The sequence below is a fragment of the Knoellia sinensis KCTC 19936 genome, assembly GCF_000768705.1.
In the GTDB taxonomy this organism is placed as follows: domain Bacteria; phylum Actinomycetota; class Actinomycetes; order Actinomycetales; family Dermatophilaceae; genus Knoellia; species Knoellia sinensis.
This window is the reverse complement of sequence record NZ_AVPJ01000014.1, coordinates 49549-63436: the sequence shown is the minus strand read 5'-3', so window position 1 is coordinate 63436 and position 13888 is coordinate 49549. Positions and strand designations below refer to the sequence as shown.

Below are 13888 nucleotides of genomic sequence, written 5' to 3'. Positions count from 1 at the left end.
AGTGCCCGGTAGGTCCGCGTCACAGGGCGCAAATAGCCGCGCGCACCCCCACCACGGCTGGCAGGGTGGATGACATGAGCACCCAGCCGAACGTGCAGACGCAGACGCTCGAACTTCCCGACGTGGACCTCGTCCACGACGTGCGCGGCCCACTCCCCACTGCGGACGGCCGCCCGCCGCTTCTCATGATCGGGCAGCCCATGTGCGCCGACGGGTTCGAGGCCTTGGCGGCCGAGTTCCCGGACCGCACCGTCGTCACCTATGACCCGCGCGGACTGGGGCGCAGCAGCACCCGACGCGACGGCCGTGAGGACCAGACGCCCGAGATCCAGGCCGCCGACCTGCATGCGCTCGTCGAACACCTCGACGCTGGACCGGTCGACGTCTTCGCCAGCAGCGGCGGAGCGGTCACGGCACTCACCTGGGCCTCCACCCACCCGGGCGATCTCGCGACCGTCGTGGCACACGAACCTCCCGCCGTGTGGGCGCTGCCCGACGCCGATGCGGCGAGCCGCGGTTTCGCGCGTGTGCGACAGACCTACGCCGACAAGGGCTTCGGTGCCGGGATGGCAGAGTTCATCGCCTTCACCAGTGGGCAGGGGGAGATCACCGAGGAGTACTTCGCCCAGCCTGCCGCCGACCCTGCGATGTTCGGACTCCCCACGGAGGACGACGGCTCACGCGACGACCCACTGCTCTCGGAGCGCTCGGTCACGGTGACGTCGACCCGCCCAGACCTGGAGGCGCTGCGTTCGGGGAGTCCGCGCATCGTCATGGCCGTCGGCGAAGAGACGGGTGACGCGATCACCGCCCGGACGACGCGTGCGGTGGCCGATGCTCTCGGCCTGCAGGTCACGATGTTTCCGAGTCACCACGGTGGCTTCGCCAGCGCCGAGGGGCCGTGGCCGGGCAAGTCGGTCCAGTTCGGTGCCCGACTCAAGGAGGTCCTCGCCGACGACGCCGACGACCGCTGACCTCGAGTCTCCCGCCGAGCCCTGCTGAATCTCTTCGTCAGGGAACGGTCAGCGGCAGGCCTCGGCGAGCGCAGCGAGCTCCGACTCGGGCGGCGTGCCGTCGGAGTTGTTGATGTCCTCGGCGGCCGTGAGCAACTCCGACTCCACGCCCAGCCCCTGGGCGACGTCGATCGCTGAGGCCAAGGTGGAGCGATCCGCCTCGCTCAGGGTGTTGTCTGCCACGAGCGGGCAGACGGCGGCCTCGAGCTCACGCAGGGCGGCCTCCCTGGCCGAAGCGCCCGCCGCGGACGCAGCGTCGGAGGCAATGTCCTCGGCAGCAGAGCAGCCAGTGAGGAGGACTGCGGCGAGGGCGAGGATGGCGGGAGCAGTGCGGGTCACGCGGGCAGTGTCGCAGACGCGACTGAGACGATGTGGCCCCGCCCACCTACCTACGGACTCGTAAGTTACGCGAACGTAGGTTACGCTCGCGTATGTGACTGCAACCCTTCCACGAACCGCGACGACACGGCATACGCCGCGCCCTCCCCGGCTCACCGGGCTGCTGGAGCGCGCGCGCAAGGTGGCCGAAGCGCTCGCCACGCCGCTCGTCCCCGCCGACTACCTCGACCTCTTCGACCCGATGCGCGCCGGCGCCGATCTGCGCGGCCGCGTCGTCTCCGTGACCCCTGAGACCACCGACGCCGCAACCGTCACGATCCGTCCCGGGCGCGGGTGGAGCGGGCACGTGCCCGGCCAATACATCCGGGTCGGCATCGACATCGACGGGGTCCGCCATTGGCGTGCCTACTCCCTGACCCACCGCGCCGATGCCGCCGACGGGCTCATCAGCTTCACGACCAAGGCGATCCCCGACGGAGTGGTCAGCAACCACCTCGTGCGACGGACCGCGCCCGGCACCATGGTCATGCTCGACCAGGCGACCGGAGACTTCTCGCTGCCGCGCACGCTGCCGGCAAAGGCCCTGTTCATCACCGCGGGGTCTGGCATCACACCGGTCATGGGAATGCTCCGCAATCACTTGAATGCGCTCGACGATGCCGTCCAGATCCATTGCGCGCCCACCGAATCCGACGTCATCTTCCGTGACGAACTTCGCGGGTATGCCGCCGCGAGCCGGCTCACGCTGCACGAGAACCTTGACGACGTGGCTGGGGTTCTGAACCTCGCCTCCCTTGACTGGCTTGTGCCCGACTGGCGCGAGCGTGAGGTGTGGGTGTGCGGTCCCACCGGACTGCTCGACGCCGCCGAGTCCCATTGGGAGACAGCGGGACTGAGCGACCGACTGCATGTCGAACGCTTCCGGCCCAGCGTCGTCGAACCCGGCGAGGGTGGCATCGTCACCTTCGCGAACACCAAGGTCACCGTCGACGCCGACGGTGCCACCCCGATCCTCGACGCCGGCGAAGCGGCTGGTGTCCTCATGCCGAGCGGGTGCCGCATGGGCATCTGCTTCGGCTGCGTCGTCCCACTGAAGGAAGGCGCCGTTCGCGACCTCCGCACTGGTGAGATCACCTCGACCGACGAGAACTCAGGCGACGTGCGCATTCAGACCTGTATCAACGCTGCCGCCGGTCCCTGCGACATCGACCTCTGACCCCCATGACCCTCCGTACCGAACTCACCCAATTGGACGGATGTGCACACGCACTGCCTGTCCCGAACCGTCCAATTGGGTGAGTTCGGTACACGAACGAAGGAGTTGAGCAGACCATGACCCTCGCACCTGAGCGCCCCACGACCATCAACTCGCGGCTACGCGTCGACAGCGACACCCGGCGTCCGCAGCGCCCCGAGCTCAAGAAGTCGGGCCGTCCGAACCCCGCCGCGCACCTCACCCCGGAGCAGATCGAGGAGATCGGGCGCGAGCTGGACGTGATCCGCGCGGAGGTGATGGATTCGCGCGGAGCGAGCGACGCGGCATACATCAGGAAGGTCATCAAGACCCAGCGCTACCTGGAGATGGGCAGCCGAGCCGCTCTCCTCTTCTCCGGCGTGAAGTACAAGGGCATCCGCCCCATGTGGTGGCTCGGCACCGCCGGACTGTCCGTCGCCAAGATCCTCGAGAACATGGAGATCGGCCACAACGTCATGCACGGCCAGTGGGACTGGATGCGTGACCCCAAGATCCACTCGACGGCCTGGGAGTGGGACCACGCCAGCCCGTCCGAGCAGTGGAAGCACAGCCACAACCAGATCCACCACACATTCACCAACGTGCTCGGCCGCGACAACGACCTCGGCTACGGCATCCTGCGGGTCGACGAGGACCAGAAGTGGACGCTGTTCTACCTGTTCCAACCGGTCTGGCACGTCGCCAACGCGCTGATGTTCGAGTACTCCATCGCCGCCTACGACCTTGAGCTCGGCGGCTACCTCGTCAAGCGGAAGCGGATGAGCGAGGAGGACAAGGCCGAGTTCCGCAAGAACGCCAAGGCAACGGTCGCCAAGATCCAGGCGCAGATGACCAAGGACTACGTCGGGCACCCGGCCCTGGCCGCGGCCACCTTCACTGGATCGGCGCGACACACCCTCACGGCGAACATCGTCGCCAACCTCGTCCGCAACGTGTGGAGCAACACGGTCATCATCTGCGGCCACTTCCCGTCCGGCATCGAGACGTTCGAGAAGACGTCGATCGAGGGTGAGACCCGTGGCGAGTGGTACCTCCGGCAGATGCTCGGATCGGGCAACATCCACGGCTCCAAGGCGATGCACGTCATGACCGGCAACCTGAGCCACCAGATCGAGCACCACCTGTTCCCGGACATGCCGAGCAACCGCTACGCCGAGATCGCACCGAAGATCCGCGACCTCATGGAGCGCCACGACCTCAAGTACGTCACGGGGTCACTGCCGAAGCAGGTCGGCAGCGTCTACAAGAAGGTCGTCGAGCTGTCGCTGCCGCCGAAGCGCGAGGGCACGACGCGTCGGGCGACGATCCTGCGCGCGGCCAAGAAGGCCCTGGCCGGCAAGGGTGGGGCAGGCCGCCGCTACTGACGGCCGCTGGGCTCGGGGCCCGTGGGTGGCAACGTGAAGGGGCCGGAGGGAAATGAACCCTCCGGTCCCTCAACGTTCCGTCATGGGGAGCGAAAGTTGGGAGAGATTGCGGTATGCCGGTCAGCTGGCGTAGCGGATCTCGACCCTTCGGTTCTTGGCCCGGCCGTCGGGGTCGTCCTTGGCGGCAGTGCCGTTCGACGCGACGGGTTGGCTCGATCCGAAGCCCTTGACCGTGAGGACGAGGTCGGGGCGAGCAGCGTTGATGGCGGCGGCAACGGCGGCGGCACGCTCCTGCGAGAGCGTCGCGTTGCGGGCAGCCGTGCCGAGTGAGTCGGTGTGACCGCCCACGGAGACCTTGGCCTTCTGGGGGACGTCCTTGACGAGGGCGGCGATCTTCCCGGATGCGGCTGGCGGAAGGTCGGCCTTGTTGAACGCAAAGAGGATGTCCGAGTTCAGCGTGACGACCTGCTCGGAGCCATGCGTGGTCTTTGTCTCGAGATCCTTGGGCTCTGGCAGGTTGAGGTCTCTCACCGGGAGAGTGAGGTCCTTGACGGTGGACGCCAGGGTGGAGTCGTCGACCTGCGGCAGGTTGTTGATGTCGAGGTCAGCAGCCTGCGAAGGGCCGGCGACCATCAGCACGGCCGTCATCGCCAGGCTGCTCATCAGCGCGACCCGGAGCCTCATGGGAGCTTGACGCCTTCCATGCGCAGGCCCTCACGGCTCACGCCGACGTCGATCGTGTCCGTGTTCTCCGGGATGGCGAAGCCGGCCATGACGTAGTTCGGCTCGTTCATCACCAAGTCCGTTGACCACGCGGACGTGAGCTCGTTGACCGATTCGTAGAGCTTGAGATTCACGGGGTCCAACAGGACCGGCTTCCAGTTCACCACAAGGAGGTTGGTCTTCTCCTTGGTGCCGTGAGGGGTGACGCGGAAGACCGCCATGAGGAGCTTGCCGCGCTCCTCGAACTTCACGAGCTCGATGAGAGTGTCGGTGGTGTCCCCCTTCGGTACGCCCGGCACGGTGAGAGTGGCGATGGCCTTGGGCGGGTTCTTGAGGTCGATGCCGGCCGCCTTGCCACCGTTGTCGGCCGCCTCTCCGCCATCGGCGCCGCTGTCGGTGTTCTCGGACTGGCTCGAACTCGAGTCGCCCTGGGCGCCGGAGTCGCCGCCGCCACCGTCACTGCCGGCACAGCCGGCGAGCGCGAGCGCCGCGACGAGGGCTCCACCGGCGAGGATGCGGGATGCACGCGTGGTCATGAGGTTCCCCTTGCTGTGGGTCTGGTTGCTGTGCGTCTGGTTGATCGGAAGAAACGCGGGAGAGATCTCGTATGCCGTTCAGCTGGCGTAGCGGATCTCGACCCGTCGGTTCTTGGCCCGGCCGTCCGGGTTGTCCTCTCCACCCTTGGTGTTGGGCTCGACCTCTTGCGACGACCCGAATCCCTTGACGGTGAGGACGAGGTCAGGACGGGCAGTCTTGATCGCGCCAGCGACCGCAGCGGCACGTTCCTGCGAGAGGGACGCGTTGCGCGCGGCGGTGCCAAGCGAGTCGGTGTGCCCGCCGATGGAGACCTTCGCCCCCTGGGGCACGTCCTTGACCAGGGCGGCGATCTTCGACGTAGCCGCCGGGCTGATCGCCGCCTTGTCGAACGCGAAGAGGATGTCCGAGTTGAGCGTCACGACCTGCTCCGAACCCTCGGTGGAGGTCGTCTCGATCTCCTCGACGACCGGCGTGAGGTCGACGGGACTGGCGTCCAGGTCGACGATCGCGTCCTGCACCATCGAGTCGGTGATGTCGGGCAGGTTCCCCAGGGTCGGGGAGCCGGGCTCCGCGCTGGCCGGCAGAGCCACCATTCCCGCGATCAGCAGGCTGGCCGCCGCGACGCTCGCCCCACGCAGCGACGTCGTCATGAGAGCGGGACGTCCTTGAACGGCACGCCACTCTCGAACACGAGCACGTCCACCTTGGAGACCTCCTCGGGCGGGGCCGCCACCGCACCCCAGACGAAGACGGGCTTGCCCTCGACGAAGTCGCCCGCCGTCATGATGTTGGTTTCGAGCTGCTTGCCGTTGGAGTTGGCGAGCTCAATGGTCTTGTAGAGCTTGAGGTTCACCGGGTCGATCAGCCTGACGTTCGGTTCGGCACCGTTGAGCCCGCCGTGGATATTGACGCTCTCTCCGGGCGTGGTCATCTTCGGGGTGAGTGCGAAGACGGCCTCGACGATCTTGCCCTTGCGCTCCAGCCGGAGCAGATCCACCTTGACCGTGTCCACGCCCACCTCCCGATCGGCGGGGATGGTCTGCGTGGCGATGGCCTTCGGCACGTTGTTGATGTCGATGCCAGCCGCGGCGGCCCCGTTGTCGGCGGCCTCCCCGCCGTTCGCGGTGGTCACGGACTGGCTCGAACCTGAGTCGGTCGGTGTCGTGGAATCGGTCTCGTCGCCACCAGAGCAGGCGGTGAGGCCGAGGATCGAGGCGAGGGCGATCGCCACGAGGGCGCGCTGGGATCGGGTGTTCACGGTGGGTCCCCCTGGAAACCTTGGACGAACTGTCGGCACGACCCTACGACGGCCGGCGGTCGGCCCGGAATGGGGAGCACTCCCCGGGACAGGCCGCCCCGACTTCCGAATGGATCTGACGCACCAGTCGAGATAGTGCGAAACGCCGCGTGATCGGTCGGGCGCACGGCGTTTCGTACTACATCGACTTCGATACCGACATGTGTATGCTGTGTGTATGTCCACCCTCGAACGCCGTCTCCAGCTGCTGCTGGACCACGAGCGCTACGCACGTGTCGCGGCCGAGGCCGAGCGTTCGGGCCGAAGCGTCAACGCCGTGATCCGCGAGGCCATCGACGCGCACTACCCCGTGGGTGCCGAGTCCCGGGCTGTAGCCCTGGGTGAGTTCCTTGCCCTGACCGCCTCCTCGCGCCCCGGCCCATCCGACAACCGCGAGTGGTCAGAGATCAAGCGCGAGCTCGAAGATGCCTGGGATGCGGAGATCTCCAAGGGACTGGAGGTCTGACAGTGGCGGTGCGTTGGTTCGTGGACACCACCGTCTTCCTCCTCGCCAGCGGCGACGAGCACCCCGCAAGAGTTGACGCCACCGACTTCCTGGCTCGGGCTCGGGATGGGGCTCAAGGGCTCCACGTCAGTGTGGAGGCGCTCCAAGAGTTCACCTTCCACCGACTCCGACGAGTCGAGAGGGCACAGGCCCTGGATCAATCCGAGGCACTCGCCCGAGCGGTCGTCGTCCACCCCTTCGACGCCGAGATCATGGCCCGGTCGGTCGCACTCATGCGTGTCACGTCACTTCGGGGGCGCGACGCAGTCCATGCCGCCACGGCTCTCGCCGCCGGGTTCGACCAGATCGTCACGACCGACCGTGACTTCGAGGGTGTGCCGGGCCTCCGCCGGATCGACCCCCGTGACGCGAAGGTGAGTTGAGCGCGAGTGAACTGAGAACGGCAGGTGGGGCGGACGGCATACCGGGCGGTTCTGCCCCGGCGTCCAGAACCACTCCGCCGAACAGTCATAATTCACCCACCAGGGATGTTGTCCCGGGGAGCTTCTCGTCGCGGCGGGACACCTCAGTCAACCCCCACCCCACAGGCCCACTGCGCGGATGGAGGCACGCATGATCGCGATCGTTGCGCTGCACTTCGTCGCGGCCGCGCTCGCCCCGCTCCTCGTCCGGCTTCTCGAGCGACGTGCCTTCCTGATCCTGGCGCTCGTTCCCCTCGGGTCGTTCCTGTGGCTCCTCGGGCAGGCCCAACGAGCGTTCGACGGCGACGTGCGCACGGAGCAGGTGCGGTGGATCCCCACGATCGACCTGCAGATCGACCTCGCCCTGACGCCCCTCAACGCAGTGATGGCGCTCATCGTGACCGGCGTCGGCGCGCTCGTCCTGGCCTACTGCCGGTGGTACTTCCGCGAGGGCGACCGCGAGCTGTGGCGCTTCTCGGCGGTCCTCACGGCGTTCGCGGGGTCGATGCTCGGGCTCGTCGTGTCCGACAACCTCTATGTGCTGTTCATCTTCTGGGAGCTCACGACGATCCTGTCGTTCCTGCTCATCGGCCACAACCCCGAGCGCAAGGCCAACCGTCGAGCCGCGATGAACGCCCTCATCGTGACCACGTTCGGCGGGCTCGTGATGCTCGTCGGTCTCTTCGTCCTCGGCCACGAGGCGGGGACGGCACGGATCTCCGACATCCTGGCCAACCCCCCGAGCGGCACCGCGACGACGATCGCCGTGCTCCTCATCCTCGTCGGGGCGATCAGCAAGTCGGCACTCGTGCCCTTCCACTTCTGGCTGCCCGGCGCCATGGCGGCACCGACTCCCGTGAGCGCCTACCTCCACGCCGCGGCGATGGTCAAGGCCGGCGTCTTCCTCGTGGCTCTTCTCGCACCGGCCTTCTCCGACATCCCCGGCTGGCGGCCGCTGCTCCTCGGGACCGGGCTGCTCACGATGATCATCGGCGGGTTGCGCGCGCTGCGGCAGTACGACATCAAGCTGCTGCTCGCCTACGGCACCGTCAGCCAGCTCGGCTTCCTCATTGCCGTCGTGGGCGTCGGGACGCGGGCCACGGCCTTCGCCGGCCTCGCCCTCGTCCTCGGGCACGCACTTTTCAAGTCGGCCCTCTTCCTCATCGTCGGGGTCATCGACCGCGCCACGGGGACCCGCGACCTGCGTGAGCTCACCGGCCTCTACCGCTCCCTGCCCGTGACCTTCGTCGCTGCCGCGCTGGCCGCGGGATCGATGGCCGGGCTCCCCCCGATGCTCGGCTTCACGGCCAAGGAGTCGGCCCTCGCGGCCTTCCTCGACCTGGGCGCGGACACCAACCTCGGGGTGTGGGGGGACATCGCGCTCGTCGGACTCGTCGTCGGTTCGACCCTCACCGTCGCCTACACCGCACGCTTCGTGTGGGGCGCCTTCGGCGTGCGCAACGTGGAGCCCCCGACCGTCACGAAGCAGCGGCGCGGCTTCATCCTGGCGCCCGTCCTGCTGGCCGGGCTGTCGCTCGTCGGCGGCTTCGCGGGTGCTTTCCTCACGCCACGACTGATGGCGTATGCCGCACAGTCACCCTCCGGGGCCCACGAGCCGACGCTCGCGCTGTGGCACGGGTTCACCCCGGCTCTCGGGCTGTCGGCGGTGATCATCGTGGTCGGCCTGCTGCTCTGGATCGCCCGCCGTGCCGTCGCATCGACCCAGAAGCGCGTCCACGAGGCCCTCCACCTCCCCGAAGCCGAGCTGGTCTATCACGACATCATTCGAGGCGTCGACCGTCTGTCGATCGAGGTGACGGGTCGGACGCAGCGTGGCTCACTGCCGATCTATGTCGGGATCATCCTCCTCGTCCTCGTCATCATCCCCGGGCTCGCGCTCGTGCAGGTGTGGGACGCCGTGCGGCTGCGCGGCCCGGACAACCTGCTCCAGGTCGCCATCGTCTCCGTCGTGGTGCTGGCCGCGATCATGACGGTTCGGTCGCGACGGCGACTGCGTGCCGTCCTGCTCCTCGGGGTCACGGGCTACGGCACCGCGCTCCTGTTCGTCGCGCACGGAGCCCCCGACCTCGCCCTCACCCAGGTGCTCGTCGAGACGTTCTCCGTCGTGACCTTCGTGCTCGTCATGCGCCGCCTGCCCCCCTTCTTCTCCGACCGCCCCTTCACGACGGCACGCCGCATCCGGGTCGCCGTCGGCTGCCTCGTCGGTCTGGCCGTGGGCGGCTATGCCCTCGTCGCGGCGAACGCGCGAACGGCCCGGCCCGTGGGACGTGACTTCGCGGGACCGGCCTACGAGTACGGCGGTGGCAACAACATCGTCAACGTCACGCTCGTCGACATCCGCGTCTGGGACACCTTCGGTGAGATCTCGGTCCTCGTCGTCGCCGCCACCGGGGTCGCGAGCCTCATCTTCCTTCTCACCGATCGGGCGACGTCGCACCGCGAAGCCCGGCGCCTCCGTGCAGACTCCGACCAGGGGTGGCTCCGGGGCGCTGGCCTCATCGCCGACCGCCGTCGCTCCGTCGTCTTCGAGATCGTCACCCGGGTCGTCTTCCCGGTCCTCATGATGTTCTCGATCTACCTGACCTTCGCCGGTCACAACCTTCCGGGCGGCGGGTTCGCCGGTGGCCTCATCGCCGGCCTCGCGCTCATGGTGCGCTACCTCGCCGGCGGCCGGGCCGAACTCGACTCCGCCGCCCCCATCGACGCCGGCGTCGTGCTCGGCAGCGGGCTCGTCATCGCGGCGCTTTCCGGGGCGGTGCCGGCACTCCTGGGCTACAACGCGTTCCAGAGCGGGATCTTCGACATCCCCACGGGCCTCTTCGGCTACGAAGTGCACCTCGTGACGTCGTTGTTCTTCGACATCGGCGTCTACCTCGTCGTCATCGGACTGTCCCTCGACGTGCTCCGCAGCCTCGGCGGCGGAATCGACAAGCACGGCGAGGAGAGCGGAGAGGTCGAGACCGACAGCGGAGAGGTGGCGATCGCCTAGTGGCGACCAACTACGTCCTCATCATCGCGATCGTCGTCCTCGTCGCGTGCGGCACCGTCCTCGTCCTCGAGCGCAGCCTGACCCGAATCCTCGTCGGATGGGTCATGCTCGGGAACGGCGTCAACATCACCTATCTCGTGGCGTCCGGCCCTGCCGGCGGTGCGCCGATCATCGGCGCCGGGGACGACAGCCAGATGACCGACCCGTTGCCCCAGGCGATGGTGCTCACGGCCATCGTCATCACCCTCGGCGTCACGGCGTTCGGACTCGCGCTCGCCTATCGCGCGTGGCAGCTCAGCGGCCATGACGACGTTCAGGACGACGTCGAGGACGACCTCGTGCGTCGCCGCGCCGATCTCGACCACACGTCGGCAACCTTCGACGACATCGAGGCCGGAGTGCCCGATGAGGAGGGCGAGGACTTGCCTGCGCCGCGGACCGGAGTCTCCGACGACGAGCTTGCAGCCGCACTCGCAGCAGAGGACGCGGAGGAACTGGAGGCAGCGACGAGGTCCCAGTGGGTCGGCCCCACGGACGGAGCCGCTGACCCCACGGACGCGGCCGATCTCGAGCAGTCGCGCGATCCCGACCTGGAGCCCGACACCGGAACGACCGAGGACGACCGATGACCCAGATCGTCGTACTCCCCGTCCTGCTCCCCCTGTTGGGTGCCGGCCTCTGCCTCGTCCTCGGCCGCTCGGCGACAGCGCAGCGTCTCATTTCAGTGGTCGTGCTGACGGCAGTCGTCATCACGGCCGCCACACTCCTCTTCCGCGCCGACCGCTACGGCCCCCAGTCCGTCCAGATCGGTGGCTGGGGACCCGACATTGGCATCTCCCTCATCGCGGACCGACTCTCGGCGCTGATGCTCCTCGTGTCGACCTTCGTCACCCTGTGCGTCCTGCTGTACTCGTTCGGGCAAGGCATCGTCGAGTATGGCCGCGAGACACCCCTCTCGGTCTTCCACCCGACGTTCCTCGTGCTCAGCGCCGGGGTGTCCAACGCGTTCCTGTCGGCCGACCTGTTCAATCTGTTCGTCGGATTCGAGATCCTCCTCGCGGCCAGCTATGTGCTCATCACCCTCGGTGGCACGGAGGCCCGCATCAGGGCCGGCACGATCTACGTCATCGTCAGCCTCATCTCGTCGGCGATCTTCCTCATCGCGATCTCGTCCGTGTATGCCGCAACGGGAACCGTGAACTTCGCGGAGCTGGCAGGACGCGTCGACGACCTGCCCTCCGGCATTGCGCAGATGTTGCAACTGCTCCTGCTCACGACCTTCTGCATCAAGGCCGCGGTCTTCCCCCTGTCGGCGTGGCTCCCGGACTCGTACCCCACGGCCCCTGCGCCCGTGACCGCCGTGTTCGCCGGCCTCCTCACCAAGGTCGGCATCTATGCCATCGTGCGGATCCAGACCCTCGTCTTCCCCGGTGACGGGTTGCGCGGGCTGCTCCTGTGGGCGGCGATCCTGACAATGGTCATCGGCATCCTGGGTGCCGTCGCCCAGTCGGACATCAAACGAATCCTGTCCTTCACCCTCGTGAGCCACATCGGGTTCATGCTCTTCGGCGTCGCCTTCGCGACCCAGCTCGGCCTGTCCGGAGCGATCTTCTACATCGCCCACCACATCACCGTGCAGACCGTCCTGTTCCTCGTGGCAGGACTCATCGAGTACCGCAGCGGCACGACGAACCTCAACCGCCTTGGGGGTCTCGCCAGGACGGCGCCAGTCCTGTCCGTGGTCTTCTTCGTCCCCGCCATGAACCTCGCCGGCATCCCCCCGTTCTCGGGGTTCCTCGGCAAGGTGGCCCTCGGCCAGGCCGGCGTCGCGGCAGGCGACTGGTTGGCGCTGGTCACGGTGGCGATGTCGATCCTCACCAGCCTGCTCACGCTGTATGCCATTGCCAAGGTGTGGAACCGCGCCTTCTGGCAGCCGGCCGACCCCGACGCCGACCACGACGATGACGATGACTGGTCGCACGGACCACTGCACGGACACGACCAGGTCTCGACGGGGACGCAGGTCACGACGAAGTGGCAACAGGTCGCGACGAAGCAGCGGCTCCCCATGGCGATGGGCCTTCCGACCGTGCTGCTCGTGACGTTCAGCGTCGGCCTCACGGTGTTTGCCGGGCCGTTGTTCGGCATCACCGATCGCGCCGCCGCCGAGCTGCTGGAGCGCACGCCGTACATCCAGGCCGTCCTCGCGGGGCCGCAATGAGTGGCTCGCTGCCGATGATCATCGGCCTGACCATCGTGTGGATCCTGCTGTGGGGCGCCGTGACGCCGACGATCGTCGTCGGCGGGATCCTCGCGGCCGTGTTCGTCGTCGTCGTCTTCCCATTCCCGAAGGCGCCGTGGACCTGGGTCCTGCGTCCATGGCCGACCTTCGTTCTGGCTGCGCGCTTCTTCTGGGATCTGATCCGCGCCAGCGTCGAGGTGTCATGGTTCGCCATTCGTCCGAGCGGCCCACCCGCGAGCGCCGTCCTCCGCGTGGGCCTGCGCACTCGGTCGGAGCTCATCATGACCATCACGTCGGAGCTCGTCTGCCTCGTCCCGGGATCCCTGCTCGTCGAACTCGTCCCCGAAGACAGCGCCATCTATCTCCATGTCCTTGACGCCGAGACACCCGAGCGCATCGAGCAGTTCCGCCAGTCCGTCCTCGACCAGGAGGAACGTGTCGTGAAGGCCTTCGCCCCTCGCGAGGAACGTGACGCCGTGTGCGCTCAGGTGGGCTCATGATCGTCGTCGGCATCATCTGCGCTGCGCTGCTCGCGGTGGGTGGGGCGCTGTGCCTGTATCGCATGGTGCGCGGCCCGTCGATGCTCGATCGCACCGTCGCCACCGACGTGTTCGTCGCGTCAACCGTCGGTGCCGTCGGTGTGCACGCCGCGGTGGGCCGCTATTCGACCACGGTGTCGGTCCTGCTCGCCCTCTCACTCGTCGGCTTCCTCGGTTCGGTCAGCATCGCCCGGTTCGCCGCCCGCGACGGCGACGGCAGCCCTCACCTCGAGGAGAGTGACCAGCCATGATCGACATCCTCGCCGGAGCCTGCCTGATCCTCGGGTCCCTGCTCGCCCTCGTCGCCGGCATCGGCCTCGTCCGGTTCCCCGATGTGCTGACGCGACTGCACGCTGCCGCGAAGCCCCAGTCGCTCGGGGTCCTGCTCGTCCTGGTGGGACTGGCACTGCGCGTGGAGGACCGCAGCGCGCTGACGATCATCGGACTGGCCGCCGTCTTCCAGCTGGTCACGGCGCCGGTCTCGGCCCACATGCTCGGCCGTGCGGCGTTGCGCGCGGGGCACATCGACCGCACCCGGCTCACCCGCGACGACCTCGCCGACGACTGATTCCCTCTCCTCTCCTCTCCTCTCCTCCCCTCCCCGGCCGCGCGACTTTGTGCCCCATTGGGACACGTGAGGGC

16 protein-coding genes are annotated in these 13888 nt (G+C 67.9%); 11 read left to right on the top strand and 5 right to left on the bottom strand.

What is annotated here, in order from left to right:
- Positions 1 to 74 precede the first annotated feature (74 nt).
- The gene (locus tag N802_RS15380; RefSeq protein WP_211254431.1) at positions 75 to 974 is read left to right on the top strand and encodes an alpha/beta fold hydrolase; all 900 of its coding nucleotides are present in this window, start codon (positions 75 to 77) and stop codon (positions 972 to 974) included.
- Between the two features lie 48 nt (positions 975 to 1022).
- Here N802_RS15380 and N802_RS15375 read toward each other — a convergent pair whose 3' ends face one another.
- A complete protein-coding gene (locus N802_RS15375) occupies positions 1023 to 1352 on the bottom strand; it encodes a hypothetical protein (RefSeq protein WP_035917917.1) in 330 nt (109 codons plus the stop codon).
- A gap of 94 nt (positions 1353 to 1446) precedes the next feature.
- On the opposite strand from N802_RS15375, the gene N802_RS15370 reads away from it, so the two are divergent.
- Both N802_RS15370 and N802_RS15365 read left to right on the top strand, forming a co-directional pair.
- A complete protein-coding gene (locus tag N802_RS15370; protein ID WP_084072266.1) occupies positions 1447 to 2568 on the top strand; it encodes a ferredoxin reductase in 1122 nt (373 codons plus the stop codon).
- A gap of 116 nt (positions 2569 to 2684) precedes the next feature.
- Complete coding sequence (locus N802_RS15365; protein WP_035917916.1) at positions 2685 to 3971, top strand: fatty acid desaturase family protein; 1287 nt, start codon at positions 2685 to 2687, stop codon at positions 3969 to 3971.
- Between the two features lie 120 nt (positions 3972 to 4091).
- Here the strand turns inward: N802_RS15365 and N802_RS15360 are convergent, their stop codons facing one another.
- From N802_RS15360 to N802_RS15345, 4 genes are all read right to left on the bottom strand, one after another.
- Entirely contained in the window at positions 4092 to 4655 is a 564-nt protein-coding gene (locus N802_RS15360) for an OmpA family protein (RefSeq protein ID WP_052110023.1), read from the bottom strand.
- Positions 4652 to 5230 (bottom strand): hypothetical protein, encoded by a 579-nt coding sequence (locus tag N802_RS15355; RefSeq protein ID WP_035917915.1) that lies wholly within the window; start codon positions 5228 to 5230, stop codon positions 4652 to 4654. Before N802_RS15355 ends, N802_RS15360 begins: the two co-directional genes overlap by 4 nt.
- A gap of 78 nt (positions 5231 to 5308) precedes the next feature.
- Complete coding sequence (locus N802_RS15350; RefSeq protein ID WP_052110022.1) at positions 5309 to 5881, bottom strand: OmpA family protein; 573 nt, start codon at positions 5879 to 5881, stop codon at positions 5309 to 5311.
- Positions 5878 to 6489 carry a hypothetical protein gene (locus N802_RS15345; protein WP_035917914.1) on the bottom strand — a complete coding sequence of 204 codons (612 nt, stop codon included), beginning with the start codon at positions 6487 to 6489 and terminating at the stop codon, positions 5878 to 5880. Before N802_RS15345 ends, N802_RS15350 begins: the two co-directional genes overlap by 4 nt.
- A gap of 217 nt (positions 6490 to 6706) precedes the next feature.
- On the opposite strand from N802_RS15345, the gene N802_RS15340 reads away from it, so the two are divergent.
- The 8 genes from N802_RS15340 to mnhG all read left to right on the top strand — a co-directional run bounded on the left by N802_RS15340 (position 6707) and on the right by mnhG (position 13814).
- Complete coding sequence (locus N802_RS15340; protein WP_035917912.1) at positions 6707 to 6994, top strand: ribbon-helix-helix protein, CopG family; 288 nt, start codon at positions 6707 to 6709, stop codon at positions 6992 to 6994.
- 20 nt (positions 6995 to 7014) lie between these two features.
- A complete protein-coding gene (locus N802_RS15335; protein ID WP_245613963.1) occupies positions 7015 to 7416 on the top strand; it encodes a type II toxin-antitoxin system VapC family toxin in 402 nt (133 codons plus the stop codon).
- A 190-nt stretch (positions 7417 to 7606) separates the two neighbouring features.
- Positions 7607 to 10465, top strand: a complete 2859-nt coding sequence (locus N802_RS15330; RefSeq protein ID WP_035917911.1) for a Na+/H+ antiporter subunit A — start codon at positions 7607 to 7609, stop codon at positions 10463 to 10465.
- Entirely contained in the window at positions 10465 to 11094 is a 630-nt protein-coding gene (locus N802_RS20010) for a Na(+)/H(+) antiporter subunit C (RefSeq protein ID WP_084072265.1), read from the top strand. The genes N802_RS15330 and N802_RS20010 overlap by 1 nt, the downstream gene beginning before the upstream one ends.
- Positions 11091 to 12686, top strand: a complete 1596-nt coding sequence (locus N802_RS15320) for a Na+/H+ antiporter subunit D (protein WP_035917909.1) — start codon at positions 11091 to 11093, stop codon at positions 12684 to 12686. Before N802_RS20010 ends, N802_RS15320 begins: the two co-directional genes overlap by 4 nt.
- Positions 12683 to 13207: a Na+/H+ antiporter subunit E gene (locus tag N802_RS15315; RefSeq protein ID WP_035917908.1), complete on the top strand. Its 525-nt coding sequence runs from the start codon at positions 12683 to 12685 to the stop codon at positions 13205 to 13207. The genes N802_RS15320 and N802_RS15315 overlap by 4 nt, the downstream gene beginning before the upstream one ends.
- Entirely contained in the window at positions 13204 to 13497 is a 294-nt protein-coding gene (locus N802_RS15310; protein WP_035917906.1) for an MrpF/PhaF family protein, read from the top strand. The genes N802_RS15315 and N802_RS15310 overlap by 4 nt, the downstream gene beginning before the upstream one ends.
- On the top strand, positions 13494 to 13814 hold the full coding sequence (gene mnhG / locus N802_RS15305) for a monovalent cation/H(+) antiporter subunit G (protein ID WP_035917905.1): 321 nt from the start codon (positions 13494 to 13496) through the stop codon (positions 13812 to 13814). The genes N802_RS15310 and mnhG overlap by 4 nt, the downstream gene beginning before the upstream one ends.
- Positions 13815 to 13888: the final 74 nt, after the last annotated feature.

Excerpts from the sequence above, each read along its gene's own strand:
- N802_RS15380 (WP_211254431.1), top strand. The coding sequence starts at position 75 with ATGAGCACCCAGCCGAACGTGCAGACGCAGACGCTCGAACTTCCCGAC.
- N802_RS15365 (WP_035917916.1), top strand. The coding sequence starts at position 2,685 with ATGACCCTCGCACCTGAGCGCCCCACGACCATCAACTCGCGGCTACGC.
- N802_RS15360 (WP_052110023.1), bottom strand. The coding sequence starts at position 4,655 with ATGAGGCTCCGGGTCGCGCTGATGAGCAGCCTGGCGATGACGGCCGTG.
- N802_RS15355 (WP_035917915.1), bottom strand. The coding sequence starts at position 5,230 with ATGACCACGCGTGCATCCCGCATCCTCGCCGGTGGAGCCCTCGTCGCG.
- N802_RS15350 (WP_052110022.1), bottom strand. The coding sequence starts at position 5,881 with ATGACGACGTCGCTGCGTGGGGCGAGCGTCGCGGCGGCCAGCCTGCTG.
- N802_RS15340 (WP_035917912.1), top strand. The coding sequence starts at position 6,707 with ATGTCCACCCTCGAACGCCGTCTCCAGCTGCTGCTGGACCACGAGCGC.
- N802_RS15330 (WP_035917911.1), top strand. The coding sequence starts at position 7,607 with ATGATCGCGATCGTTGCGCTGCACTTCGTCGCGGCCGCGCTCGCCCCG.
- N802_RS15320 (WP_035917909.1), top strand. The coding sequence starts at position 11,091 with ATGACCCAGATCGTCGTACTCCCCGTCCTGCTCCCCCTGTTGGGTGCC.
- N802_RS15315 (WP_035917908.1), top strand. The coding sequence starts at position 12,683 with ATGAGTGGCTCGCTGCCGATGATCATCGGCCTGACCATCGTGTGGATC.
- N802_RS15310 (WP_035917906.1), top strand. The coding sequence starts at position 13,204 with ATGATCGTCGTCGGCATCATCTGCGCTGCGCTGCTCGCGGTGGGTGGG.
- mnhG (WP_035917905.1), top strand. The coding sequence starts at position 13,494 with ATGATCGACATCCTCGCCGGAGCCTGCCTGATCCTCGGGTCCCTGCTC.